Source organism: Winslowiella toletana (assembly GCF_017875465.1).
Classification (GTDB): Bacteria; Pseudomonadota; Gammaproteobacteria; order Enterobacterales; family Enterobacteriaceae; genus Erwinia; species Erwinia toletana.
Map to the genome: position 1 here is coordinate 4,017,643 of NZ_JAGGMQ010000001.1, position 24,254 is coordinate 4,041,896.

Below are 24,254 nucleotides of genomic sequence, written 5' to 3' on the forward strand. Positions count from 1 at the left end.
AACCGCGCAACTTTGGGAAAATATATTCCCGCTCTTTCTTATCGAATACTCACTTATTTCATTTTACCCTGCGCGGAGAAGTCTCGGTCATGCTGATTTTCAATCGCAAGTATTACTGACTGAGACTTTATTTTCCCAGGGAAAGATAAGTAATAATGAGGTAAGAATGAAGAAGTCGGTTTATTTACTGTTAACCGGTGTTGTTATGACTCCGCTGGTAGCAGCCGCTGCGGATGCTGGCCCACAGGAGAATTACTGGTGGAGCAGCGAAGCGCAAAACACGGGTTTTCAGGAGGCGCTAAAGCAATTTGATCTGACGCCGCAGCAGTTAACATCCGATCCGCAAAGCGCACTGGCGCGCTCGCAGGACCGAAATGATCCGTTGTACTGGATCAAACGCACGCTGGCGATCTATCCGGCGGAGAATGGTCGTGCATTTAACATCCCTGTTACTGAAGTGCATGCTAATGGCCGTGCGCGCACCCATGCGGGCGGCAGAACCGGGCATTTTATTACGCCGATATTTATGCAGGCTGGCGATAAAATTAAGGTCAGTGCAGGTGATTATAGCGATAATCAAATCGACTGTAGCGTTTCAACGGGTGTCAAATTTAATGATGAAAACCATATTTTTGATGTCATCAAACTGGTTAAAAACAGTAGCGTTGAATATCAGGCCAGACAACAGGGTACCTTAATGCTGGCGTGTTTCGATAAAACTCGTGATATGCAGCATTATGAAACCATGGTGCCAGTAACTATTGGGTCTGGCGGTAAAACCTATCCGATGTTTATTTTTGGCCGTTCGTCGCAGCAGGAATGGGAAACGCAGATCAGTCAGACGCCTAATCCGCTGGGCCAGGTGCTGCTGTTTAGCGGGCGTTCACGCCTCTATGCGCCAGCGGCTAAAGCGCAAGCCTCCGCGAAGGACAATATCATCAGCTTAATGCGTGAGCACCTGCTGATGACCATCGAAAGCGATAAGGTCAACGGTTTTGACAGCACGCAAAGTGCGTTAAACCTGCCGACGCAGGGGCTGATTAACGCCTCCTACGAAGGTTGCTGTTCTGCGGCGGGTGGCCAGGGGTTGGTACGGATTGGTTTCAGTAACAAACTCAGACCGACCGCCTGGGGCGAATGGCATGAATACGGTCATCAGTATCAGTTTGGCGGCGTGAACTGGTCGGGGCTGGGCGAGGTGAGTGTCAATATTTACTCGGTGGCGATTCAGCATTTGTTAACCGGCAAAGTGAATGCTAAAGCCTGTTTTCAGAATAAAAGCGACAAAGATGGCGTAGTCTCGCGCGATCCTGATGCGGTCGTAAACTTTCTGAAATCCGGTGAGCCTTATCAGTTTGATCAGGGTGGCAGCGGCACGGAATTTGCGCGGATGGTGATGTTCTGCCAGCTGTTGTCCAGCTATGACAACCTGTATCCGCAACTGGGCAAAGCATGGCGCGCGGCTTATCACTATGGTGATAATGCGGGGCAGTTTAACACCGTGCAGAAAACCAAAGACTGGTTTGTGATTAATGCCAGCCGTTTCTCTGGCCATGATTTGCGCAGCTTCTTTGATAAGTGGGGACTGGGTTATAGCTCTGCCGCCGCCGCTGAAATCGTCAGTCTGCGCCTGCCGGCGCCTGATGAGGTAATTAGCGAACCGGAACCGCAGCCGGAACCGCAGCCGGAACCGCAGCCGGAACCGCAGCCGGAACCGCAGCCGGAACCGCAGCCGGAACCGCAGCCGGAACCGCAGCCGGAACCGCAGCCGGAACCGCAGCCGGAACCGCAGCCGGAACCGCAGCCGGAACCGCAGCCGGAACCGCAGCCGGAACCGCAGCCGGAACCACAGCCGGAACCACAACCGGAACCGCAGCCTGGCTATCCTGCTTTCAGTGATAATATGGTTTATCACGCCGGCGATATTGTGAAATCACGCGATGGCAAGCTCTATCAGTGCAAGCCATGGCCGTACACTGGCTGGTGTACGGTGAAAACTGCAGCACAAATGTTGCATTATGAACCCGGCATGGGCCTGAACTGGAAAGACGCATGGACGCTGTATCAGTAACCTGACCTGTGCAGGTTGCACCCTGAAAACCATGACTGTTAACCCACAAGCGAACCCCATTCTGGTGGTTCGCTTGTTTTATTATCGCCGCACTATTTTAACGCCAGCAGGCGTTCCACCAGCCGCAGCCAGATGCCAATTCCCTGCTCAATGATCGCATCGTTAAAATCATACCAGGCATTATGCAGCGGGCGTGAAGGGGTGTCGCCGTCGGCGCCAATCCAGAAATAAGCGCCCGGACAGGCTTCCAGCATGCAGCCAAAATCTTCTGATGCCATTGATGGATTCACTTCCCAGCGCAAAGCATCTTCGCCCAACGCGCTAATCGCCGCCTCGCGCACATTGATTGCCGGCTGCGGATGATTTTTGGTTACCGGGTAGCCGGGATACCAGTTAATCGTTCCCTCGACGTCAAATGGTGTCGGTAAAGTAGTCACAAACTCATCAATCAATCCGCGAACTTTAGTGCGCACTTCGCTTTGTAAACAACGCACCGTACCGCGCAGTTTCACCTGTTCCGGGATCACATTAATGGCTTCGCCGCCATTAATCTGGGTGATGCTGACGACGGCTGAGGCGAGCGGCGACAGGCGGCGCGCCGGAATAGTCTGCAGCGCCATAATCAGTTCAGCGGCGGTCACTATCGGGTCGGCGCCGCTTTCGGGCATTGCGGCGTGGCAGCTTTTACCGGTCAGGGTGATTTCAAATGAATCCAGTGACGCCATCATAACGCCGCTGTTGACCGCAACAGCACCGATTGGCAGTCCCGGCCAGTTATGCAGACCGTAAATGGCATCCATCGGAAACAGAGTAAATAAGCCGTCTTCGACCATTTTGCGCGCGCCGCCAAGATTTTCTTCAGCGGGCTGGAAGACAAAGTGCAGGGTGCCGCTAAAGCGCCGCGTCTGGCTAAGCAGCTTAGCGGTCGCCAGCAGGATCGCGGTATGGCCGTCATGCCCACAGGCATGCATCACGCCGGGATGGTTTGATTTATGGGGGGGATTACCCAGTTCAGTCATTGGCAGCGCATCCATATCCGCACGCAGACCAATGACCGGACCCGGCCCGTTTTCCAGCGTGCCGACCACACCGGTGCCCGCCAGCCCTGTATGCACCTGCAGACCAAAGGCCCGCAGCTGTTCGGCGACCATTCGCGATGTCTGATGTTCCTGATAGCCCAGTTCGGGCCGTGCATGTAGCTGGCGTCGCCAGTTAATTGCTTCTTCAATTAACGAAACAGGAATGGTCATAAATGCATTTTTCTCCATGTTATTGCCGTATATCCCCAGCATTACCGCGAACTGATTCGACTTTCACTTTAGTTGCAACAGAGGTGCGTCGTCCATCAGTCACAGCAGAAAATCCTTTTTATCCAGACCGCGTTGCCCGGGCAACGAAACTTTGTGAGCCAGACTGAATAATTATCGATGCTTTTTTGCAGTTGCCGCCAGTTGTCTTAAACATAACCCATTAGTGTGCTTTTTCTGCGCAATGATGGTGCGCGAACAGCGGCAATTTGCGCCAAAAAAGGGCATCAGGAAAAGGGAGAAGCCAGTCGGTCAGGCTTTGCTGATTGGCATTGCTCTTGCATGAACTTGTATATACATGAGCGGACAGAGCTATAACAGCTCACCGTTAAATTCACCAGAAGGAAACCAACATGCTTTCTCTCCGTGCGTTGAAAAACACTCTCGCCGCTGCCTGCTGTTTTGGTCTGCTGGCTTCCACCTCATCTGTGGCGGCTCCGGAAGCAGGAACCCTGAAGATGGGGGTTGAACCCTGGCTTGGCTACGGCCAGTGGCATGTTGCCGTTGCGCATGACCTGTTTAAAAAACAGGGGTTTGAAAAGGTCGAGGTGATTAACTTCGCCGAAGATAAAGATATTAACGCGGCGCTGGCCAGTGGGCAAATTGATGCGGCAAATATCGCTTCCCACACGGCGATGGGCATGATCTCCGCTGGCCTGCCGGTGAAAGTGGTGCTGCTGCTCGATCAAAGCAACACCGCCGATGCGATGCTGGTGTCGAAAGAGATCGGCTCGTTAAAAGATTTGCAAGGCAAGCAGGTCGCCTATGAAGAGGGCACCACCAGCGACATTCTGCTGCGCAGCGCGCTGGCGTCGGCAGGCATGGCCTTCAGTGATATCAAGCCGGTGCCGATGCCTGCGGCTTCTGCCGGTAGTGCGTTGATTGCCAAACGTGTTCCGGCGGCTGTCACTTATGAACCCTATCTGTCAGTGGCGATGCAGGGCGATGCCAGCCTGAAAATGCTCTACAGCGGCCACTCCGATCCGGGCCTGATCAGTGACGTGCTGGTGGTGCGTGATGACGCGATTAAAAACAAACCCGGCCAGATTGCCGCCCTGATTAAAACCTGGGATGCGGCGCTGGCGCACTACCAGGCCAACACGGTTGCCGACCGCGCCGTGATTGCCAAAGCGGTTGGCGCGACGCCGGATGAGCTGAAAACCGCCTTTGATGGTGTGAAGTACTACACGCTGGCAGAGAACAAACAGTTGCTGAGCCATGACTACTCCAGCAAAACCTTCCCGCATATTCTGAAAGCCGCCACGGAAGCCGGCATTATCCAGCAACCGGTGACGCCGGCGCAGGTGATTGACGCCAGTTTTGTTAATGCCGATTAAGGTCGGAGGTGCTATGAGTTCGTTAAAACTGGAGGGCGCCAGCCCTCCGTCAAAACCGCGTCGTCGTCGCTGGAGCCTGATGACGATCGGCAAAGCGCCAACCCAGAGTCAGTTTCTGACGATCGCCATTATCGTGTTTGTGGTGCTGACTGGCAGCTGGTGGCTGGCGACGAGAAGCGGTGCGATCCCGCCGCTGTTTCTGCCAGGACTGGATCGCGTCTGGCAGCGCATGCTGGCGCTGGCGGTTAACGGCACGCTGTGGAGCGATGTGCAGAGCAGTCTGTACCGTATTGTTATCGCCTTTGCCATTTCATCGCTGATGGCGATTGTGATTGGCGTGCTGGCCGGTTGCTACGGGCTGTTTAAAGCGATTGTTGAACCGCTGGTGGATTTTATCCGCTATATGCCGGTGGTGGCTTTTGTGCCGCTGACCATTTTGTGGACCGGCACCGACGACTTCCAGAAGTTTCTGGTGATCTGGATTGGCACCTTTTTCCAGCAGGTGCTGATGATGATTGATGCAGTAAAACGCGTACCGATCGATTTTATCGGTCTGGGCCGCACGCTGGGTATGCCGGACCGCAAAATCCTGTTCCGTATTGTGTTGCCGGCGGCGTTTCCGGCCATCTGGGATGCACTGCGTATCAGCCTTGGCTGGGCGTGGACCTGGCTGGTGCTGGCGGAGCTGGTGGCCTCAACCTCCGGCCTCGGCTATCGCATTGTGGTATCACAACGCTATTTCCAGACTGACACCATTATTGGCTACATTCTGCTGCTGGGTCTGCTGGGATTAATCACCGACCAGCTGATGCGCGCCGCCGAGCGTGTGCTGTTCCGCTACAACCGGAGACGTTCCTGATGGCGACATTGACCTTAAAAAATCTGGATAAGAGCTTCTCTCTGGGGAAAACGCGGCGTCAGGTGCTGCACGGTATCGATTTAACCCTGAATGATAACGAATTTGTCTCGATTGTCGGTTCGTCCGGCTGCGGCAAAAGCACTCTGTTGTCGATTGCCGCCGGGCTGGAAGAGTTCGACAGCGGCGATGTGCTGGTGGATGGCCGTTCGATTACCGGCCCCGGCATCGACCGTGGCGTGGTGTTTCAGTCCTACACGCTGCTGCCGTGGCTGACTGCGCGGCAGAATATTGAATTTGCGCTGAAAGCGGCGGGGATTCCGGCGAATCAGTGCCGCGATATTGCCCAGCAGCATCTGGAACTGGTGAAGCTGGGCAGCTCCGGTGACCGCTGGCCGGGCGAGCTTTCCGGCGGTATGAAGCAGCGCGTCGCCATTGCACGCGCGCTCTCATACCGGCCAAAGATCCTGCTGATGGATGAGCCTTTTGGCGCGCTTGACGCCATGACGCGCCATCAGATGCAACAGTTGCTGATTGAAATCTGGGAGAAACACCGTCTGACGGTGATGTTTGTTACCCATGATATTGAAGAGGCGGTATGGCTGTCGGATCGCATTGTGGTGATGGGGCCTGGGGTAATTGACTCAACCTTTGACGTCAATCTGCCACGCCCGCGTCTGGAAACCATGAACCGTGAGCCTGAATTTATTGACCTGCAACATCGCGTGCTGGATCGCATTCGCCAGCCTGCGCTCGCTAACTAATGAAGGAATAGAAGATGTCTGTAACTTTTCACGATCTCTCGGCCGCCGACCAGTTGCCGACCCAGCTGTTTAAACGTACTGAATCGGACCTCTCTTTTTTCAGCGAACGCGTGACGCCAATTATTGCCGCCGTTCAGGCGCAAGGCGACGCGGCGTTGATCCGTTTTGGCCGTGAGTTTGATGGCGTGCAGCCGGAACATTTTTCCCTGCGCGCGGAAGAGAGCGAATTTGACGAAGCCTTTGCCCGCATGGATCCGGAAGTGATTGCCTCGATTCGCTTCTCGGTGGAAAACGTGCGCGCCTTCCATGAAGCGCAGAAGCCGGAAGAGATGTGGCTGAAAGAGATGCAGCCAGGGGCATTTGCCGGCGATCGCCATGTGCCGATCGATGCGGTGGCCTGCTATGTGCCGCGCGGTAAAGGTTCCTTCCCCAGCGTGCTGATTATGACCGCAGTACCGGCGGTGGTGGCCGGGGTACCGCGCGCGATTGTGATTACGCCGCCAGGACCGGATGGCAAAGTGGATGATGCGACGCTGGTTGCGGCGCGGCTGGTGGGGATCACTGAGATCTATAAATGCGGCGGCGCGCAGGGCGTGGCGGCGGTGGCTTACGGCACCGAAACGGTACCAAAATGCCTGAAAATTGTCGGGCCAGGCAGCCCGTGGGTGGTAGCGGCAAAACGCCAGCTGACCCATCTGCTGGATCCGGGGGTCCCGGCCGGTCCGAGCGAAAGTCTGATTCTGGCCGATGACAGTGTTGATGGCGCGCTGGCGGCGCTCGATCTGCTGATTGAATCAGAACATGGTCCGGATTCCTCGGCGTATCTGGTGACCTCCAGCCGCCGGGTGGCGGAACAGGCGATTGCAGCGCTGCCGGGCTACTGGGCGCAGCAAACCGAGCAGCGCGCCGGGTTCTCGCAGCAAGTGCTGTGCGGCGATCATGGCGGGGTGGTGCTGACTAAAGATTTCGCCACTGCGGTGGAGTTTGTTAATCAGTATGCGCCGGAGCATCTGGAGATTCTGACGGCAGAACCGATGGCGGTGATGACGCAAATCCGTAATGCCGGTGAGATTCTGCTGGGGAAATATACCCCGATTACGCTGGGTAACTTTGTGCTCGGACCCAATGCGGTGCTGCCAACCAATGGCGCGGCAAAAACCGCCGGACCGCTGTCGGTATTCGACTATATGAAACGTATCTCGGTCGGTTATGTCACGGCGGCGGGCTACCAGCCACTGGCCGATAAAGCCAGACGCTTTGCCGAATACGAAGGTTTTCCTGGTCATGCGCTGGCGGTTTCCGGGCTGCGTAATACCCTGCTGGAAGGGGATAAGCATGGCTGAAGATTCCCGTCAGCCCCTCGCTGCTGAAGCACGCACGCTGGCGCGCGCCGGGGAGTGGCAGCAGGCCAGTGAGAAGCTTTGTCAGTTAATCGGCGAGGTGACTGGCGTACAGGCGCTGACTTTGCAGATTAACCGCGATCAGTACAGTCTTAACTCGCTGAATGGCCGGGTAACGCTGGCCGACGACCGCACGCTGTTTTTTAAATATCACCATGAAGAGGGTGAAGATCACACCATCGAAGAGTACTACCGCGCGGAGCTGTTGCGTGAGCATGGTTTTCGCGTCGATGTGCCGCTGTATGCCTGTGGTGAGCCGGGGCGGCAGATCCTGCTTTATCGCCTGCGTGACGATCGGCGGCTGGCGGATGTCTGCCGTGATATTGAACTGCAACCGTCAGCGGTGGCGGAACAGCAGGTGATCGAAGCACAGCGTCGCGCCGATGCGGAAATCCTGCAGCAAACCCTGCCGACATTACAGGCCGGGCGCGCCACGGAGGTGGCCGCCGAACCCATTCATCAGCTGTTTTATCACCGGCTGATCACCCCCGGCGAACAGCCGGGGCTGGGCGGGCGGGTAAAGCAGTTTTATGTTGATAAAAACTTTCAGCTCGGCGACCAGCAGCTGAGCTGGCAGACCCTGAGCAATCTGCAGTGGGAAATTAACGGCGTACGTTACCACCACACGCTGCGTCAGTTGTTCCTGGAAGCCGCGACCACGCTGGCGCCCGCAGCACTGGCGCAGCATGGGGTAGTGGTGGCGCATGGCGATGCGCATAACGCCAATGTGTGGTTTGAAACCCACGATAACGTGGCGCAGCTGGTGAGTTTTGATCCGGCTTTTGCCGGTAGCCATATCCCGGCGCTGCTGGCGGAGATCAAAGCCACTTTCCACAATATCTTTGCCCATCCCTGCTGGTTATATGAACCGGCGCTGGCCGCCGATCTGTATCAGGTTGCAGTGACGCGCACCGGCGACACCCTGCAGGTCAGCCATAACTGGCAGCTGACCTCGCTGCGCGCGGCATTTCTGCGCAGTAAAGGCGATCTCTACTGGCGACCATTGCTGAATGAGCTGCGATCGCGCGGACTATTGCCGGGCAACTGGCAGCGGATTATGCGACTGGCGCTGTTTTGCTGTCCGACGCTGGTGCTCGATCTGCGCGCCGCAGGCGGCAGTGGTCATACGCCGACCAGTTCAGCGCTGGGGCTGGCCATCGCGGTGATGCTTGGCAGTGAAGGTGATGATGAATTTGATCGCTGGCTGCAACAGCTGGTGTGAGGAGAGGGCGATGAAAGCGGTACGTTTATATGGCGTCGGTGATTTGCGGGTTAACACGCTTGATCTGCCGGAGATGGCCGCGAATCAGCTACGGCTGAAAGTGCTGGCGGCGGGGATTTGCGGTTCAGATCTGCATAACTATCGCACCGGCAAGTGGCTTGCGCAGCTGCCGGTGACGCCGGGCCATGAAATTTGTGGCGAAGTGCTGGAAGTGGGCGCTGATGTGCGCGGCTTCCAGCCTGGCGACCGGGTGGTGGCCGATTCCCGCGTCTGGTGTGGTGAGTGCCCTGCCTGTCAGCGGCGCAGCTTTAATCTCTGTACCGCGCTGGGTTTTGTCGGTGAAGTCTGTGATGGCGGTTTTGCTGAACAGACGGTATTACCGCCGGAAGGATTGCTTAAGGTACCAGCGGATATGCCAGCGGCGGTGGCGGTGCTTAGCGAACCGCTGGGCGTGGCGCTGCGGGTGGTGAATCAGCTGCGTATTCCGGCGGGTGCGCGGGTGCGCGTGGCCGGAGGCGGCACCATCGGCGGCCTGGTGGCGCTGCTGTTGCATGAAGTCGCGCAGTGCCAGGTGCAGCTGTCAGAACCCAATGTCGCACGTTATCAGTTGCTGGCGCAGATCATCCCGCTGCAGCCGGACGGTGAGTTTGACTATGCGGTGGAAGCCACCGGTATTACCGCTGTGCTGCAACAGCTGGTCGATGAGATTAGCGCCGGTGGCCGTATCGCGCTGGTCGGGCTGTTTCATCATCGCGCGGACTTTGATTTTAATCGTCTGGTGGAGCGTGAAATCGATCTGGTGGGCTGTAGCGTATTTGCTGATGAGCAACGTCAGGCGCTGGCGTTGTTGCCGCAACTGGCGGATAAACTGGCGACGCTGACCGCGCCACCGATCGCGCTGGATGCGGTGCCACAAACCTATCTTGATCTGATTGCCGGCAACAGCCGCTGGTTAAAGTCGTGGGTACAACCATGAATGCAACGATGCAACGTTTTTCATTATCCGGTAAGCGCGCGCTGATCACCGGCGGCACGCGCGGCATTGGCTTTACGCTGGCGGCGGGACTGGCGCAGGCCGGTGCGCAGGTGATTATTAGCGGGCGCCAGCAGACCACGCTCGACGCGGCAGTGGCGCAGCTGCAGCAGCTTGATGTCACCGCCAGCGGCCTGCTGCTGGATGTGACGCAACCGCAACAGATCAGCGCCGCATTTGCCACGCTGGATGCGCCGGATATTTTGATTAATAACGCCGGAACCGAGCAGCTGTGCCCGTCGCTGGATGTCGATGAAGCGCTGTGGCAGCGCATTGTCGATACCAATCTGAAAGGGGCGTTTTTCTGTGCGCAGGCGGCGGCGCGTCTGATGACGGAGAATGGCGGCGGGGCGATAGTCAATCTCTGTTCGCTGACCAGCAAAGTGGGCGTGCCGGGTGCTGCGGCTTATGGCGCATCAAAGTCCGGGCTGGTAGGGCTGACGCATACCCTGAGCAGTGAGTGGGCGTCACTGGGCATTCGGGTGAATGGCATCGGGCCGGGCTATTTCAGTACTGATATGACAGAGGTGTTTTATCAGGACAGCGCCTGGTGCGCCGCGATGCTGGCGAAAATTCCCCTTGGCCGCTTTGGTGAGCTGGACGACCTTGTCGGCGCGGCGATTTTCCTTTGCTCCGATGCCGCCCGCTATATCACCGGCCAGGTGCTGTATGTGGATGGCGGCTATTTAGCCTCGATTTAAACCACTTGTTCCTCTATACCAAAATGTCTCTTGATCAGATCTGCTTATCGAGAGACTTCAGGTGCGATTAATTAAATAATAATTTTAAATATATCTATTATTCAGCGTAGAAAATACTCACCAAAGTCGTTTGCGTCGGAGCGAAAAATCTTTACAGGGTTTGATTCACTCCGATGGAAAAGGAACGATTACGTATGTCAGAAAGCATCCCCATTATTGATATTTCGCCAGTGCAGGAATCGGATGCCGGGCAAAAAAAATGTTTGTCGACATTAAGGCAGACCGCCCATGATGTCGGTTTTTTCTATTTAACCGGACATGGTGTCGATAGCGCGTTATTAAATGATATAAAGAGAGTGACTCGCGCTTTCTTTTTATTATCTGACGAAGAAAAACTGGCCGTTTCTATGATTAATTCCCCGCACTTTCGCGGCTATAATCGCGCGGCGGCTGAGTTAACGCGGGGACAGCCAGACTGGCGAGAGCAGTTTGATATTGGTGCTGAAAGAGTTGCAGTTAATATGTCGGCGGATAGCCCAGTATGGCACTGCATGCATGGGCCGAATCAGTGGCCAGAGAATTTACCCGATTTAAAATCAGTCACGCTGCGATATCAGCAAGCGATGACTGTCGTGGCGTTAAAACTGCTGCGTTTGTTAGCTCTGGCACTGGAATTACCCGCCTCCTGTTTCGATATCCTTTATGGCAACCAGCCGAATGAACATATGAAGCTTATCCGCTATCCGGGACGAGACTGCGCCTCTACCAGCCAGGGTGTTGGCGCGCATAAGGATTCGGGACTGCTAACTTTTATTATGCAGGATGAACAGCCGGGGTTACAGGTCGAAATCAGCGAGCGGCGCTGGATTGATGTCCAGCCAATAGATGGTTTGTTTGTGGTGAATATCGGCGAATTATTAGAACTGGCGACCAATGGTTATCTGCGTGCGACCATGCATCGGGTGGTTGCACCGCCCGCGGGCGCGGAACGGCTCTCTGTTGCGTGGTTCTTAGGTGCCAGCCTGGATGCGACGGTGCCGGTTTTTCCGTTGCCAGAACATCTGCGCAAAGACTGCAAAGGTGTCGATACCGATCCGCAAAACCCATTACTCAGAGATGCAGGAATAAACTATATCAAAGGGCGATTCCGCTCTCACCCCGATGTAGCCTGCAAATTTTACCGCAAATGGATGTGCGAAAATGGATAAAAAACTCATAGTGATTACCGGCGCCAGTTCTGGATTTGGTGCAGAAATCGCCAGACAATTTAGCGCGCTTGGACACCCGTTATTATTGTTAGCCCGGCGCACATAGCGTCTGTTTGCACTTAACTTACCGCACAGCTTGTGCCGCACTATTGATGTTAACGATCTTCAAAGCTTCATTGATGCTATTGATGAGGCGGAAGAGGCGTATGGGCCGGTCGACTGTATCGTCAATAATGCAGGTATTATGCTGTTGGGTAATATTGAGCAACAGGCCGACGCTGAATGGCGCAAAATGTTTGAAACTAACGTATTGGGCTTACTCAACGGTATTAGCATTGTGCTGGAGAGTATGAAGAAAAACCAACGAGGCACCATCATCAATATCAGTTCGCTGGCAGGCCGCAAAACCTATGAGCACCATGCTGCCTATTCGGGGACGAAGTTTGCGGTTCATGGTATTTCGGAAACGGTCAGATGGGAAATGGCGCCTTATAATATTCGGGTGATAACCATTGCACCGGGGGCTGCTGAAACAGAATTACTTGACCATATCTCCAGCGAATCGATTGTTGACGAATACCGCCAGTGGAAAAGTGATATCGGCGGCGTAATGAGCGCAGAAGAGGTAGCAAAATCGGTGATTTTCGCCTACTCACTCCCACAAAGCGTATGTGTTCGCGAACTGGTTATTGCTCCAACCAGACAACAAAATTAATTGTAATGATTAACTGTAAATTAATTTAAATCTTTTCGTTTATTGAGGATCTTTTGTATGGCTTCTTGCTCCATTTCTGCACCTTCAATATTACCTTCGAAAATGGCGACCCAGTAGCCTGATAACGGACCTTTTTGATTGGGTAAGTTTTTTGTTTTTATCCGTTTGTCTTTCTGTTTATCATTCATAACTTTTCCATAAGTTATCTGCATTTATGTTGATGGTGCTATATATAGCTAAATAATAGTTAGCCTAGGATGAAAGTATGGTTGATTTATATCGTAGGGAAAAATAACAAACAACACAAGCAATCAAAAAAATATTGAATGGTATTATCAAAACCCGATTATTCCATGGGGTGTCGGCATTATGTTAGTTAAGGACAAAGATCACAGATTTGTCGCATCCAATGTCAATTTTTCCCAGTACTCAGGCGTATCGCCTGAGTTACTGATTGGACTAAATGATAGTGAACTGGCGCGGGTCTCATTAAATGCTTATGATTTCCACCTGAAAAACTTAAGACTAAAATTCAGCGCAAACAGTATCGATGATTTAATATGGCAATGCTATCAACGTGGCTTTCATCATCTTATCCCTTCTCCGGTTATTATCAATTACAAATAAAACCTCCAAAACTTCGGAGGTTTTATTTTTTCAGAAATTGACGGTCAGGATGAATGTTTTTATAGTGCTTTTATCAGGGAGTCATCTCTTTTTATTTAGCCTGGGCTGTACCTGATATTATCCATGCTAACACCAGGAAGCCACTGTTGGGTACTGCCCAGACTAAAGCAATCAAAGAAGAGATACAGCATTTTATGGCGGAGGGGGCATTGGGCGCAGCAAATATGGCCCGAGCTGCGCCAGATTGCTGCAACCCAGCTGCGCCAGCGTGCGGTCAATCTCGTTACGCAGCAGGGTTAATGCCTGTTCGACCCCGGCCTGACCTTGCACCGCGACGGCATACAGCAGCGGGCGGCCAATCAGCACCGCATCAGCACCCAGCGCCAGCGCTTTCACCACATCGGTGCCGCGACGGAAACCACTGTCGATGAGAATGGTGGCTTCTGCGCCCACTGCCTGACGAATTTCCGCCAGCATCAGCATTGGACTGACGGCGCCATCCAGCTGACGCCCACCATGATTTGACAGCACCATGCCATCGGCGCCGCTGGCCATTGCCTGCTGCGCGTCTTCTACCGTCAGAATGCCTTTAATCAGTAATTGCCCCGGCCACTGCTCGCGCAGCCAGCGGATAGTCTGCCAGTCGAGCTGCGTCTCCATCTGCTCAGCAAAATAAGCTGCGCCGCCGACGCCGCGCTGATACTGCGGTGGAATATAGGGCTGCAGATTACCAAAGCCCGGCATGCCCTGCGGCTTCAGCGTGCGCCATACCCAGCCGGGTTTACTGGCGACATTCAGCAGGCTGCTGAGCGAGAGTTTCATCGGGCGGCGATAATGGCGTTTATCGCGCTCACGATTGCCAAAATGCACCGCATCCACCGACACCACCAGCGTACTGCAACCGGCCTTACGCGCCCGTTTCAGCAGGTCAATGGTGACCTGACGATCTTTTAACACATACAGCTGAAACCAGTGATTGCCATAGCCGTCGGCGGCAATCTCCTCCATCGCCGCCGTTGATACGGTACTCTGGATATACGCGATATTGGCGGCGCGTGCAGCGCGCGCCAGCATCAGATCGGCCTGATAGCGCAACATGCCGTTATAGCCGGTGGGGGCAATCAGCAGCGGTGCACTGAGTTTTTCGTTGCCCAGCTGCAGGCTGAGATCGCGCTGGCTGGCGTTTTTCAGCACTGGCGGGACAAACTGCCAGCGATCAAATACCGCACGGTTATGGCGCAGGGTGATTTCATCTTCCGCGCCGCCATCCACGTAGTGAAAGGCGAATGCGGGCAGCGTGCGTCTGGCCTGCTGGCGAAAATCGTTAAGATTGAGGATCATAGCACCTGCCTGAGCGCGGCGATAAAGCGCTGGTTATCGGCCGCGCTGCCGATCGACACGCGTAACCAGTCGCGGTAGCCGGGTTCCAGCCAGGGTTTAATAATAATGCCGAACGCTAACAATTTTTTCGCCAGTTCAGCGCCGTCGCCATTGATGCGGAAAAACAGAAAATTGGCTTCAGAAGGGGCGACTTGCCGCACCAGAGGTTGTAACTCTGCTGCCAGCCACTGGCGTTGTTGCACCACCCAGGCGGCGCTGTCGCGCACATGTTGCTGATCGTCCAGCGCCACCAGCGCGGCGGCTTGCGCGCTGCGATTGATATTAAATGGCGTCCGCACGCGATTCAGCAGATCCACCAGCAGCGGATCGCTGGCCAGACCGTAGCCGACGCGCAAACCAGCAAGACCATAAGCTTTAGAGAAGGTGCGCAGCACTATCCACGGCCGTGACTGCTGGCGCAGCAACGTCAGGCTGTCGGGATACGCTGCCAGATGGGCGCAGTACTCAAAATAAGCTTCGTCGACCACCAGCAACGCATCCTGCGGCGCGGCGTCAATCAGGCGCTGAAATCCGCGCTGATCGAGCATGCAGCCTACCGGATTCGAAGGATTGCTGAAGATGACCAGTTTAGCCGGGGTGGTCAGCGCAGCTTCCCAGGCCGGCAGGTCATACTCCATCTGCTGGTTAACCGCCACCAGATCAACCTGCGCGCCCATCAGCTGCGGATAGAGCTGATGCAGACCGAAAGAGGGCAGCAGGGTAACCACGCGATCGCCGCTGTTAACAAAGGCGAGGCACAATAGTTTCAGTAACTCTTCTGAGCCGTTGCCGATGGCGATACAGTCGGCGGCGATGCCGGTTTTCACCGCCAGCGCATCACGTAACGCGCTGCTGGCGGCATCAGGATAGATGGCGCTGCGCTGACTGCTGCTGTCCAGCGCCGCCGCTACTCTCGGGCTGGCGCCTAACGGGTTCTCATTGCTGGCCAGCCGTGAAATGGTCTCGACCTGCCAGGTGCTTCTTACTGCTTCATCAGAAAGCCCGGCGTTATATACGCCGAGTTGCAGCACATCCTTGCGCGCCAGAGCGTGGAGCGTATTGCTGAGCATAAAACCCCCGAAGTTCTGCATTGCCTGCTCCCCCCCAGCCTTCCCCCACAGGGCGGGGGAAGGGGCGGTCGGGAGATTTATTTCACCATCGGCAGATTGAGCTGATGCTGCTGCGCGCAGGATTGCGCCAGCTCATAACCGGCATCCGCGTGACGCATCACGCCGGTCGCCGGGTCATTCCACAGTACCCGTGACAGTCGCGCGTCGGCTTCTTTACTGCCATCACAGACGATAACCATGCCAGCATGTTGCGAAAAGCCCATACCGACCCCGCCGCCATGATGCAGACTGACCCAGGTGGCGCCGCCAGCAGTATTCAGCAGGGCGTTCAGCAGCGGCCAGTCGGATACCGCATCGGAACCATCTTTCATCGCTTCGGTTTCACGGTTTGGCGAGGCCACGGACCCGCAGTCAAGATGGTCACGGCCAATCACCACCGGCGCTTTCAGCTCGCCATTACGCACCATTTCGTTAAAGGCCAGTCCGGCCAGATGGCGTTCGCCAAGGCCGAGCCAGCAGATCCGCGCCGGTAAACCCTGGAAGGCGATACGCTCCTGTGCCATATCCAGCCAGCGGTGCAGGTTGGTGTGGTGCGGGAACAGCTCTTTCAGTCTGGCATCGGTTTTATAGATATCTTCAGGATCGCCGGACAGCGCCACCCAGCGGAACGGTCCTTTACCTTCGCAAAACAGCGGGCGGATATAGGCCGGAACAAAGCCCGGGAAATCAAAAGCATTTTTCACCCCTTCTTCCAGCGCTACCTGACGGATATTGTTGCCGTAGTCGACGGTGGGAATTCCCATATGGCAGAAGTCGAGCATCGCCTGCACATGCACCGCCATCGAGGCGCGTGCGGCTTTCTCCACTGCTTTCGGGTCGCTGGCGCGTACGCTGGCCCAGCGATCGAGATCCCAACCCAGCGGCAGATAGCCGTTAATCGGGTCGTGCGCGGAAGTCTGGTCAGTGACGATATCCGGCTTCATGCCGCCCGCCTGCGCGCGTTTCACCAGCTCTGGCAGAATTTCCGCCGCATTGCCCAGCAGACCCACCGAGATAGCGCGTTTTTCACTATTGGCGTCAGCAATCATTTTCAGTGCTTCATCAATGCTGAAGGCTTTGTAATCGAGATAGCGGGTGCGCAGACGGAAATCGATACGCGACTCCTGACACTCCACCGCCAGCACCGAAGCCCCGGCCAGTACCCCGGCCAGCGGTTGCGCGCCGCCCATACCGCCGAGTCCGGCGGTCAGAATCCACTTGCCGCTCAGATCGCCGTTATAGTGCTGGCGTCCCGCTTCGACGAAGGTTTCAAAGGTGCCCTGCACAATGCCCTGTGCACCGATATAGATCCAGGAGCCGGCGGTCATCTGGCCGTACATCATCAGTCCGGCTTTATCCAGCTCATGGAAGTGGTCCCAGGTCGCCCAGTGCGGCACCAGGTTAGAGTTGGCAATCAGCACGCGCGGCGCATCGGCATGGGTGCGGAACACGCCAACCGGCTTGCCGGACTGCACCAGCAGGGTCTCTTCTGGTTGCAGGGCGCGCAGCGAGCGCAGGATCTGCTCAAAGCACTCCCAGTTACGCGCCGCTTTACCAATCCCGCCGTACACCACTAAATCTTCCGGGCGTTCAGCGACATCAGGATCGAGGTTATTCTGGATCATGCGGTAGGCGGCTTCGATCAGCCAGTTGGCACAGTGCAGCTCACTGCCGTGCGGGGCGCGGATTTCGCGGGCTACCGCTTTGCTCAGGGATTCGCTCATTGTATCCTTCTCCTCAATTAGTGGGCGTCGCGGGCGTGACTTGGCAGCAGGGCGGCAATATGCGCGGGCCAGCTGTCGCTGCTTGCCCACAGGCGCATCTGTTCGATATCGGGGGCCATCAGACGATCTTTATCGAGGAAGGCGACGCGCTGACGCAGCTGCGCCAGCTCCTGTTCCAGCATCGCCGAGCTTTGTAGCGGACGATGAAAGTCAATTCCCTGCGCTGCGGCCATCGCTTCAATTCCTACCACCGCGGCGGTGTTAAAGCACATGGCGCCTAAACGGCGTGCGGCGTAAGTGGCCATCGAGACATGATCTTCCTGATTGGCGGAGGTGGGCAGGCTGTCGACGCTGCCGGGATGGGCGAGGGATTTGTTTTCAGAAGCCAGCGCCGCGGCGGTTACCTGGGCAATCATAAAGCCGGAGTTGACGCCGCCATCGTTAACCAGGAACGGCGGCAGGCCAGAGAGGCCGGTATCCAGCAGTAGCGCCATACGGCGTTCGGAGATCGCGCCGATTTCCGCTACCGCCAGCGCGATAATATCGGCGGCAAAAGCGACCGGTTCGGCGTGGAAATTGCCGCCGGAGATCACATCACCGGTTTCTGAAAACACCAGTGGGTTATCGGAAGCGGCATTGGCTTCAATCTGCAAGACGCGTGCGGAGTGACTCAGGTTATCGAGGCAGGCGCCCATCACCTGAGGGACGCAGCGAATTGAATAGGGGTCCTGCACGCGTCCACAGTTGGCGTGGGAGGTGAGGATGTCACTGCCTGCCAGCAGCGTCGATACCGCCGCAGCCACCGCAATTTGCCCGCTCTGACCGCGTGCCTGATGAATACGCGAATCGTAAGGTTTAATCGAGCCTTTAATCGCTTCCAGCGACAGTGCTCCCGCCACCAGACCGGCAGCAAACACTTTTTCCGCTTCAAACAGACCGCGCAGCGCCAGCGCAGTAGAAACCTGGGTGCCGTTCAGCAGCGCCAGACCCTCTTTCGGACCCAGCACAAAAGGTTGCAGCCCGGCCAGTTTCAGACCGTCAACCGCATCGATCAGTTTACCTTCAACGCGTACCTGACCTTCGCCCAGCAGCATCAGGGAGAGATGCGCTAACGGCGCCAGATCGCCGGATGCGCCGACGGAACCTTTTTCCGGGATGCAGGGCATAATACCGGCATTAAACAGGGTAATCAGCGCATCAATCAGCGCGATACGCACCCCGGAATGACCGCGCGCCAGGCTGATCACTTTGGTTGCCATCACCAGCCGCACCACATCATCGGGCAGCAGATCGCCAAGACCCACGCTGTGTGATAACACCAGATTGCGTTGCAATTCAGCCAGACGCTGCGCCGGAATGGAGGTCTGCGCCAGTTTGCCAAAGCCGGTATTAATGCCGTAGGTAACTTTGCCCGAGCTGACGATGGCGGTCACGGTGTCGTGCGCTTTCAGCACTGCTTCACGTGCGCTTTCATCCAGTGTCAGGGTTACGCCACCATGATAAATGGTCTTGAGCATCGCCAAATCCACCGCACCGGGGATCAGACGACATTCTTGCGTAGAGAGCGACATAGTATACTCCTGTCTATACAAGTTCGGTGAAGAGAAAACCCGGACGCTGCCGGGTAGCACCTGCTGCTATAAAGAGCAACGGGTCAAGTAAGGGTTGACTATACTGAGTGAAGCATAAGTGTATAGTCTTGTCTATACAAGTAAGCAAGAGCTGTGCCAGACCGAACAAAATCAGAGATCCGCAGCGTCGCGGCCAGTTGGTTGTGAGCGGGTAACTGCTGTTGCACTGTGATCGCGCTAAATTCGCACCATCTCAGGGCAAGGCAATTACCATGGCAGTAGTCTTGAAGGAACGGGAAGCCTGGGATCGGGAAGAAACTGATCCAGTAAACCTTCTTCAGCCAGCAGCAAAAAACTGTAATAGGCAATACTGTCAGCATTATTGAGCACAATGGCCGCCCGCGCCTCCGGGTTACTGGCCATGCTTCTCAGCAATGACTTTACATGTGCCATTTTTAGTGGATTAATCACTAATCTGGCATTTTCCATGATGAATAACCCATTGATAACATCCTTATATTTAATTTCCGGTAATTCGAGTTGTTTTAGAGCATAATTACAATCTTCAAAATAATATTCCAGTTGAAGTTGTTGGCTGGTTTTTTGTTTACCGGTTTTTATCGGCCCTTTCCCCGCCACTTGTTCGATATCATGGGCAGTGGCTCGCGGATCAATAACGTCATCTTGCATACTTTCTTCCAGTCGCTTCTCAATTAATCTGAAAAAAATATCGCTATCGCTGGCTGGATCGCTGTTAAATGCATGTGAATCTTCTTTAAGCATGATTTCTGACACTGTTTTAGTGGCTAGTTTTTTTTCATTTGCTACTGTTATGTCATATTTTTGCCGGGTAGAGTAAAAATATTGTCTGCGAGAGTAGGGATGAAAAATATCATTCTGATTGTAAAAGAAATCGCTGGTACGATAGCGGCGTATAACGCCTGATCTGCTCTCTTTTTTAAATTTACCGATATGGCTTACCTCATGGATAATAGTATTTAAACGTTTAAGATAGCGATACGGATGGTTTCCCGCTGAATGAGTAAGGGTAAAGGGTTCTGCCAGGAGTAACATAATCGGTTTTTTAACGTAGTCCGCACCAATGGTGAGAGCCGCAGTATTTTGCACGATGGGTAAGGCTGAGTCAGTGGATTTAGCAAGAAACAATCTGTCGATGTTTTTTCCGTTAGCGGAATATTCTTTTAAATTCCCTGATGCTGATTTTAATGTTTTTTGAAATATTGCTGTTTTTCTGGCTAAATTGTGTTCGCCAAAATGTTTACGGATAAAGATGGCGAGTTTCTTTTTGCTAACCTGCGACAGAATAGTATCCAGTATAGATTTGCTACGCGTAAAAAAGCTATCTACCGGGATAAAGCTGTTAATTGCAGGATACTCAAGGACTTCTTCGCCCTGTTTGCAAAATATATAATCCTTTGCTTTGCCAAGTTGCTTTAAGTATTGGGTCGTTTCTGGTTCCAGGTCGGTGAGGTAATCCAGGTTCAACTCTTTTAATACATTAATCTTCATAAAATCAATAGCTCTGTTTGCCTCTTTTTCTGTTGCAATTGCACCCGGAAGTTGTGGTCGATTGACGCCGGAGGTTCCGGCGCAGAACTCATCACCTGCGCGTTTAACTATTTTTCCACCGGCGCAGCTCACTTCTACTTCAAATGAAAATTCCCCCTCATCATAATGCATAACCCATAGCCTCTCAGGGCCATCACCAGCGGGTATATGCAAAATAAAATGATCTCTTTTTCGTTCATGCTGCGTCACTTTGATATATTCTGTGACCCCTTCTTTGTCAATGCCGCTCATGATATACAGATTTCCCTGTTCATCATGATAAATATTTTTATAGCCAGGCAGGGCATATTTTTCGGAGAACGGCTGAGTTAATTGTATTTTTTTTACCTCATGGGGTAAATTGATAAATGTCGTCGAGGTAACCTGATGGAAAGTCCACTTTTCTTCAACACTGTCATAGCGCAATTTGAATAGCTGAAATTTTTCGCTATCCAGCGTTTTTTTTACGGCCAGGCGATAAATCCCCAGTGCGGCGGTGGCGCTAAGGGGGATATAGCGATTTTCAGCGGATGCGGTTGTTGTCCAGTGCAGAAAATGGCGAGCGCCAGACTGATATAGCCCTGGAATATTTTGTGGCAGCAGCGGGTTATCTGGATCGCCAGCACTGGTGACTAACATGCTGGCGGTGATCTCTTTTTCTGCTGCCTGCAGTGCGCTAAAGGGGGTCGCGACTTCCCAGCGTTGGGTTTGATAATCCCATTTTAATACGCGCTGCTGTGAGAGAGGGCGAGCCTGCAAAAAAGTGAAAAAGTCACCGTTCAGGATACCCGGGGCATACTGTACCTGAACTTTGCCAGGGATGATGCTGTCCGCAATCTGTACTTCAAGGTAATACAGCTCGCTTGTTGCCGGAATACGCCACAACTTACTCTCTGCTGCCGGAAATCTTACTGGCGTCAGCACCACGCTATCGCCAGGATATGCGCTGAGTAATTCCGCGGGAATGGCGGATAATGTTCTGCCGTCAATATGATGATTACCGCTCGGGTAGGGATGCCACTGTTTCTCCGCACTATCGAAATATATCTTCTGACCATTGCCAAGGGTGAAAGTATGGTCCTTATTCTGGCTCTTGACCCAATAAAATGCGTCATTGAGTTTAATCCAGGCATGGTTGGCGGGATCGTCATACACGAAGAAAGCTTCGCCGGGCTGATCGTTTATACTCCATTTGCCATTCTGTGAATTATATTTTGCCTGATGTGGTTTTCCGCTGGTCTCAGCCAGCATGGCTTCACCGCGAGTACCCTGTGGATAAATATACCAGCGGTTGCCGCCTATCTCACCCACCAGCGGTGGATTCAACGTTAACCCGCTATCGGAGTGGCTTAATATACTGCCGTTTAATTTTTTTACCGGCAGGATATTTTTCGCTGCTGTTTGCGGCTGATTAGCACGCGGGGGGGGCGGCAATCTGGCGACATTATTGATCGAAGCCATGGGCCTGTTGGGCATTTTTGACCTGAATGCGCTGGCGCCTTGTGCCTCAGGCAGCAGTACAACCGAGCTGCCTATTTTGAGCACAAATTCACCGCCTGATTCGCAGGCTTCCGGTTTGAAAATATCGCCATTGAGGATCCGCCCCGTTGTAGTGGCTAAATAAGCCAATATATGTTGACCGATGCCTATCACTACGGCGCTGGGATCGAATTTCTTCGCTGAATAGTTAAAAAATACCAGGCTGTTCTGATATTGCTGATTGCCAAAGCTGAACATCCGGCCTGAAAGCGTGTCATTGGATCCATTCGCCTGTTCCAGTTTTATGGCTTCATTGAGCAGACATGTCCTTTTTTCATGCCCCTCAAGTGCGCGTTTCGCTCTGGTGGTCTGATAAGTGAATACCAGCTTATCCTCCAGCAGCGTGGCCAGATTGTTTTTTTCGGTCCGGGACAGTGAAAAGTGCAAGCGGGTACAGAAATTATTCAATAGCTGGTATAGCTGCTCGGGGCTATCTTGTGGTGAGTACGAAGTATGGCTTATCAGAATCTCCTGCTCTGGCATGTCAGTGGTATTTGGCAGGGCATCGGTGTTGTCTTCAGGCATATCTTCCGTACTGGTTTCTAAGGGAGTAGTTATCTGTTCCGACCAGAAGCGAGCAGCAGAGAATGTACTCACCGGCAAAGCCTGGGCAAACAGATGCCCGGACGCTGCGGGATTTGTCACGCTACGCAGATCCTGGCCGGTGGTGTAGCCAGTAATCAGACTATAGAGTTGCGATAGCACGCTGCTGATTTGGGTGGTGAGATAGTCCGCAGTCGTCACGATGGGGGCAGCGAGAGAGTGCGAGTATGAAGGGGCACCAGCGGTGACGGCTTGCGGTACAGGCTGACTATCTGTTGCTGCTCTGCCGCTAATCTGCGGAAAACGCCCTGTTCTGGACTCGGGCCAGCAGAGCGAGTGTGTTGCAGGTAATTGAGATGCCAGTTTAAGTGTCACTGGCTGCGCATAATTTTGCACGGCCAGCAACGCCTGTTGCCGGTTTTCACTTATCAGCAATGTGGCATCAAGCGCCGCTGAGAAGGGGGCTGTCTGGTTGTCCGGGAAAGGGGGATTTTTTTCCGGCGGGCAACAAGTGATCTGTTGTCGTTGCTGCGATTTGAGTAGCGCACAGCTGTAAGGTGGCAGCTGGTAACGTTCAAAAGGGGGAGCAGGCATATTCTGGCCGGACAGGGCAAACCCAGGTAACCGGATATGTTTCTCCGCTGGCGCCGGGATATTGTCGCTATTTAAGGTGGGTTGCGCGGGCTGGATGGCGTACTGCCACAATTGTTGCGCCTTGTCGGATAAATTGATTAATACCATCAGTAGCGAATAGAAAGAAAATGCCTGCCTTTTAATATCGATCGGACCCTGTCCGGGAAATAGCGATAAAAATTGCATGATTTTACTGGTCCATATTTTATGGGCATTGTCGGGCATTGAGAGTGACAGGGGGAGATAGCTGGCAATCAGGCACAGACATATTTGTTGAAAAACTTCCGGCGGTGTTGATTTTTCTGCCAGGTGAGGTATGGCGGCACGGTAAATCTCACTGATTAAAAATATATAAAGTTCTTTTTTTTCGCAGATGTCATTTATCTGTTGCTGCGGGCAGGTGCATAACTGGGAAATGATACTTTTTAATTGTATTGCGGTAAAAACCACAAAAGGGACAGGCATTGACGGTAGCCAGGTTTGCAGCCCGTTATGCGTATTTTGCTGACAGATGCTTTGTATGATTATTTCCTGCGTTGCAGGCAACTGCAGTTTGTTGCGCACCAGATGAATCAGCACCTGAGGAGATGATAGCGAGGGCGTTAATAACCCCTGCGCTTGTTGACAGGCAATCATTAAATCCTTCTCATTTAAAGCGAGAATATCATTTTCGCCTGGAAGCAAGCTTTTAACAAACAGACAGGAAATATTAGTGACATTTTTTATACTATGCCACCATGAGCCAGCATAACCCGTAAATATACCGCCGGGAAAGGATCCTGGTTTTGTTATTGATGAAGAAACAGGCAGGTTAATATCAGGCATAAGTCGGCTTCCTTTCAGTAAGAGGCAACGGTTCTGAACTGCGCGATACTTGTTAAGCGTAATGGAACATTGCTAATGCATTTATATAAAAAGCGTATCCTGGTGGGGCATCGCTGGTTT

At 53.7% G+C, this 24,254-nt stretch carries 17 protein-coding genes; 10 read left to right on the forward strand and 7 right to left on the reverse strand.

From position 1 onward, the window contains the following. The first annotated feature begins 166 nt into the window (after positions 1–166). Positions 167–2,071, forward strand: coding sequence for a M60 family metallopeptidase (locus tag J2125_RS18775; RefSeq protein ID WP_209499520.1), 1,905 nt, complete (start codon positions 167–169; stop codon positions 2,069–2,071). Between the two features lie 92 nt (positions 2,072–2,163). Here the strand turns inward: J2125_RS18775 and J2125_RS18780 are convergent, their stop codons facing one another. Continuing rightward, complete coding sequence (locus tag J2125_RS18780; RefSeq protein WP_026111438.1) at positions 2,164–3,321, reverse strand: M20 aminoacylase family protein; 1,158 nt, start codon at positions 3,319–3,321, stop codon at positions 2,164–2,166. A gap of 410 nt (positions 3,322–3,731) precedes the next feature. Between J2125_RS18780 and J2125_RS18785 the strand changes: the two genes are divergently transcribed. The 9 genes from J2125_RS18785 (at position 3,732) to J2125_RS18825 (ending at position 12,614) form a co-directional block, all read left to right on the forward strand. Then, entirely contained in the window at positions 3,732–4,715 is a 984-nt protein-coding gene (locus tag J2125_RS18785) for an ABC transporter substrate-binding protein (RefSeq protein WP_017799136.1), read from the forward strand. 13 nt (positions 4,716–4,728) lie between these two features. Continuing rightward, positions 4,729–5,574 carry an ABC transporter permease gene (locus tag J2125_RS18790; protein ID WP_026111439.1) on the forward strand — a complete coding sequence of 282 codons (846 nt, stop codon included), beginning with the start codon at positions 4,729–4,731 and terminating at the stop codon, positions 5,572–5,574. After that, entirely contained in the window at positions 5,574–6,335 is a 762-nt protein-coding gene (locus tag J2125_RS18795; protein WP_017799138.1) for an ABC transporter ATP-binding protein, read from the forward strand. The genes J2125_RS18790 and J2125_RS18795 overlap by 1 nt, the downstream gene beginning before the upstream one ends. 14 nt (positions 6,336–6,349) lie before the next feature. Beyond that, a complete protein-coding gene (gene hisD, locus J2125_RS18800) occupies positions 6,350–7,678 on the forward strand; it encodes a histidinol dehydrogenase (RefSeq protein WP_017799139.1) in 1,329 nt (442 codons plus the stop codon). Further along, positions 7,671–8,957, forward strand: coding sequence for a hypothetical protein (locus J2125_RS18805; protein WP_017799140.1), 1,287 nt, complete (start codon positions 7,671–7,673; stop codon positions 8,955–8,957). The genes hisD and J2125_RS18805 overlap by 8 nt, the downstream gene beginning before the upstream one ends. 10 nt (positions 8,958–8,967) lie before the next feature. Continuing rightward, positions 8,968–9,933: a zinc-dependent alcohol dehydrogenase gene (locus J2125_RS18810; RefSeq protein ID WP_017799141.1), complete on the forward strand. Its 966-nt coding sequence runs from the start codon at positions 8,968–8,970 to the stop codon at positions 9,931–9,933. An 8-nt stretch (positions 9,934–9,941) separates the two neighbouring features. Then, positions 9,942–10,691 (forward strand): SDR family NAD(P)-dependent oxidoreductase, encoded by a 750-nt coding sequence (locus J2125_RS18815; RefSeq protein ID WP_241763879.1) that lies wholly within the window; start codon positions 9,942–9,944, stop codon positions 10,689–10,691. Between the two features lie 194 nt (positions 10,692–10,885). After that, positions 10,886–11,899: an isopenicillin N synthase family dioxygenase gene (locus J2125_RS18820; RefSeq protein WP_017799143.1), complete on the forward strand. Its 1,014-nt coding sequence runs from the start codon at positions 10,886–10,888 to the stop codon at positions 11,897–11,899. Between the two features lie 136 nt (positions 11,900–12,035). Further along, positions 12,036–12,614 carry an SDR family oxidoreductase gene (locus J2125_RS18825; protein ID WP_017799144.1) on the forward strand — a complete coding sequence of 193 codons (579 nt, stop codon included), beginning with the start codon at positions 12,036–12,038 and terminating at the stop codon, positions 12,612–12,614. A gap of 20 nt (positions 12,615–12,634) precedes the next feature. Here the strand turns inward: J2125_RS18825 and J2125_RS18830 are convergent, their stop codons facing one another. The 6 genes from J2125_RS18830 to J2125_RS18855 all read right to left on the reverse strand — a co-directional run bounded on the left by J2125_RS18830 (position 12,635) and on the right by J2125_RS18855 (position 24,134). Continuing rightward, entirely contained in the window at positions 12,635–12,802 is a 168-nt protein-coding gene (locus J2125_RS18830) for a hypothetical protein (RefSeq protein WP_017799145.1), read from the reverse strand. A gap of 631 nt (positions 12,803–13,433) precedes the next feature. Further along, positions 13,434–14,582, reverse strand: a complete 1,149-nt coding sequence (locus J2125_RS18835) for an alpha-hydroxy acid oxidase (RefSeq protein WP_017799147.1) — start codon at positions 14,580–14,582, stop codon at positions 13,434–13,436. Next, a complete protein-coding gene (gene hisC, locus J2125_RS18840; protein WP_017799148.1) occupies positions 14,579–15,712 on the reverse strand; it encodes a histidinol-phosphate transaminase in 1,134 nt (377 codons plus the stop codon). The genes J2125_RS18835 and hisC overlap by 4 nt, the downstream gene beginning before the upstream one ends. 56 nt (positions 15,713–15,768) lie before the next feature. After that, on the reverse strand, positions 15,769–17,454 hold the full coding sequence (gene hutU / locus J2125_RS18845; RefSeq protein ID WP_017799149.1) for a urocanate hydratase: 1,686 nt from the start codon (positions 17,452–17,454) through the stop codon (positions 15,769–15,771). Between the two features lie 17 nt (positions 17,455–17,471). Beyond that, positions 17,472–19,025, reverse strand: coding sequence for a histidine ammonia-lyase (hutH, locus tag J2125_RS18850; RefSeq protein ID WP_017799150.1), 1,554 nt, complete (start codon positions 19,023–19,025; stop codon positions 17,472–17,474). Positions 19,026–19,292: 267 nt separating this feature from the next. Beyond that, on the reverse strand, positions 19,293–24,134 hold the full coding sequence (locus J2125_RS18855; protein ID WP_017799151.1) for a hypothetical protein: 4,842 nt from the start codon (positions 24,132–24,134) through the stop codon (positions 19,293–19,295). Positions 24,135–24,254: the final 120 nt, after the last annotated feature.

Coding starts and splice junctions, on each gene's coding strand:
- J2125_RS18775 (WP_209499520.1), top strand. CDS start 167: ATGAAGAAGTCGGTTTATTTACTGTTAACCGGTGTTGTTATGACTCCG.
- J2125_RS18780 (WP_026111438.1), bottom strand. CDS start 3,321: ATGACCATTCCTGTTTCGTTAATTGAAGAAGCAATTAACTGGCGACGC.
- J2125_RS18785 (WP_017799136.1), top strand. CDS start 3,732: ATGCTTTCTCTCCGTGCGTTGAAAAACACTCTCGCCGCTGCCTGCTGT.
- J2125_RS18790 (WP_026111439.1), top strand. CDS start 4,729: ATGAGTTCGTTAAAACTGGAGGGCGCCAGCCCTCCGTCAAAACCGCGT.
- J2125_RS18795 (WP_017799138.1), top strand. CDS start 5,574: ATGGCGACATTGACCTTAAAAAATCTGGATAAGAGCTTCTCTCTGGGG.
- hisD (WP_017799139.1), top strand. CDS start 6,350: ATGTCTGTAACTTTTCACGATCTCTCGGCCGCCGACCAGTTGCCGACC.
- J2125_RS18805 (WP_017799140.1), top strand. CDS start 7,671: ATGGCTGAAGATTCCCGTCAGCCCCTCGCTGCTGAAGCACGCACGCTG.
- J2125_RS18810 (WP_017799141.1), top strand. CDS start 8,968: ATGAAAGCGGTACGTTTATATGGCGTCGGTGATTTGCGGGTTAACACG.
- J2125_RS18815 (WP_241763879.1), top strand. CDS start 9,942: ATGCAACGTTTTTCATTATCCGGTAAGCGCGCGCTGATCACCGGCGGC.
- J2125_RS18820 (WP_017799143.1), top strand. CDS start 10,886: ATGTCAGAAAGCATCCCCATTATTGATATTTCGCCAGTGCAGGAATCG.
- J2125_RS18830 (WP_017799145.1), bottom strand. CDS start 12,802: ATGAATGATAAACAGAAAGACAAACGGATAAAAACAAAAAACTTACCC.
- J2125_RS18835 (WP_017799147.1), bottom strand. CDS start 14,582: ATGATCCTCAATCTTAACGATTTTCGCCAGCAGGCCAGACGCACGCTG.
- hisC (WP_017799148.1), bottom strand. CDS start 15,712: ATGCAGAACTTCGGGGGTTTTATGCTCAGCAATACGCTCCACGCTCTG.
- hutU (WP_017799149.1), bottom strand. CDS start 17,454: ATGAGCGAATCCCTGAGCAAAGCGGTAGCCCGCGAAATCCGCGCCCCG.
- hutH (WP_017799150.1), bottom strand. CDS start 19,025: ATGTCGCTCTCTACGCAAGAATGTCGTCTGATCCCCGGTGCGGTGGAT.
- J2125_RS18855 (WP_017799151.1), bottom strand. CDS start 24,134: ATGCCTGATATTAACCTGCCTGTTTCTTCATCAATAACAAAACCAGGA.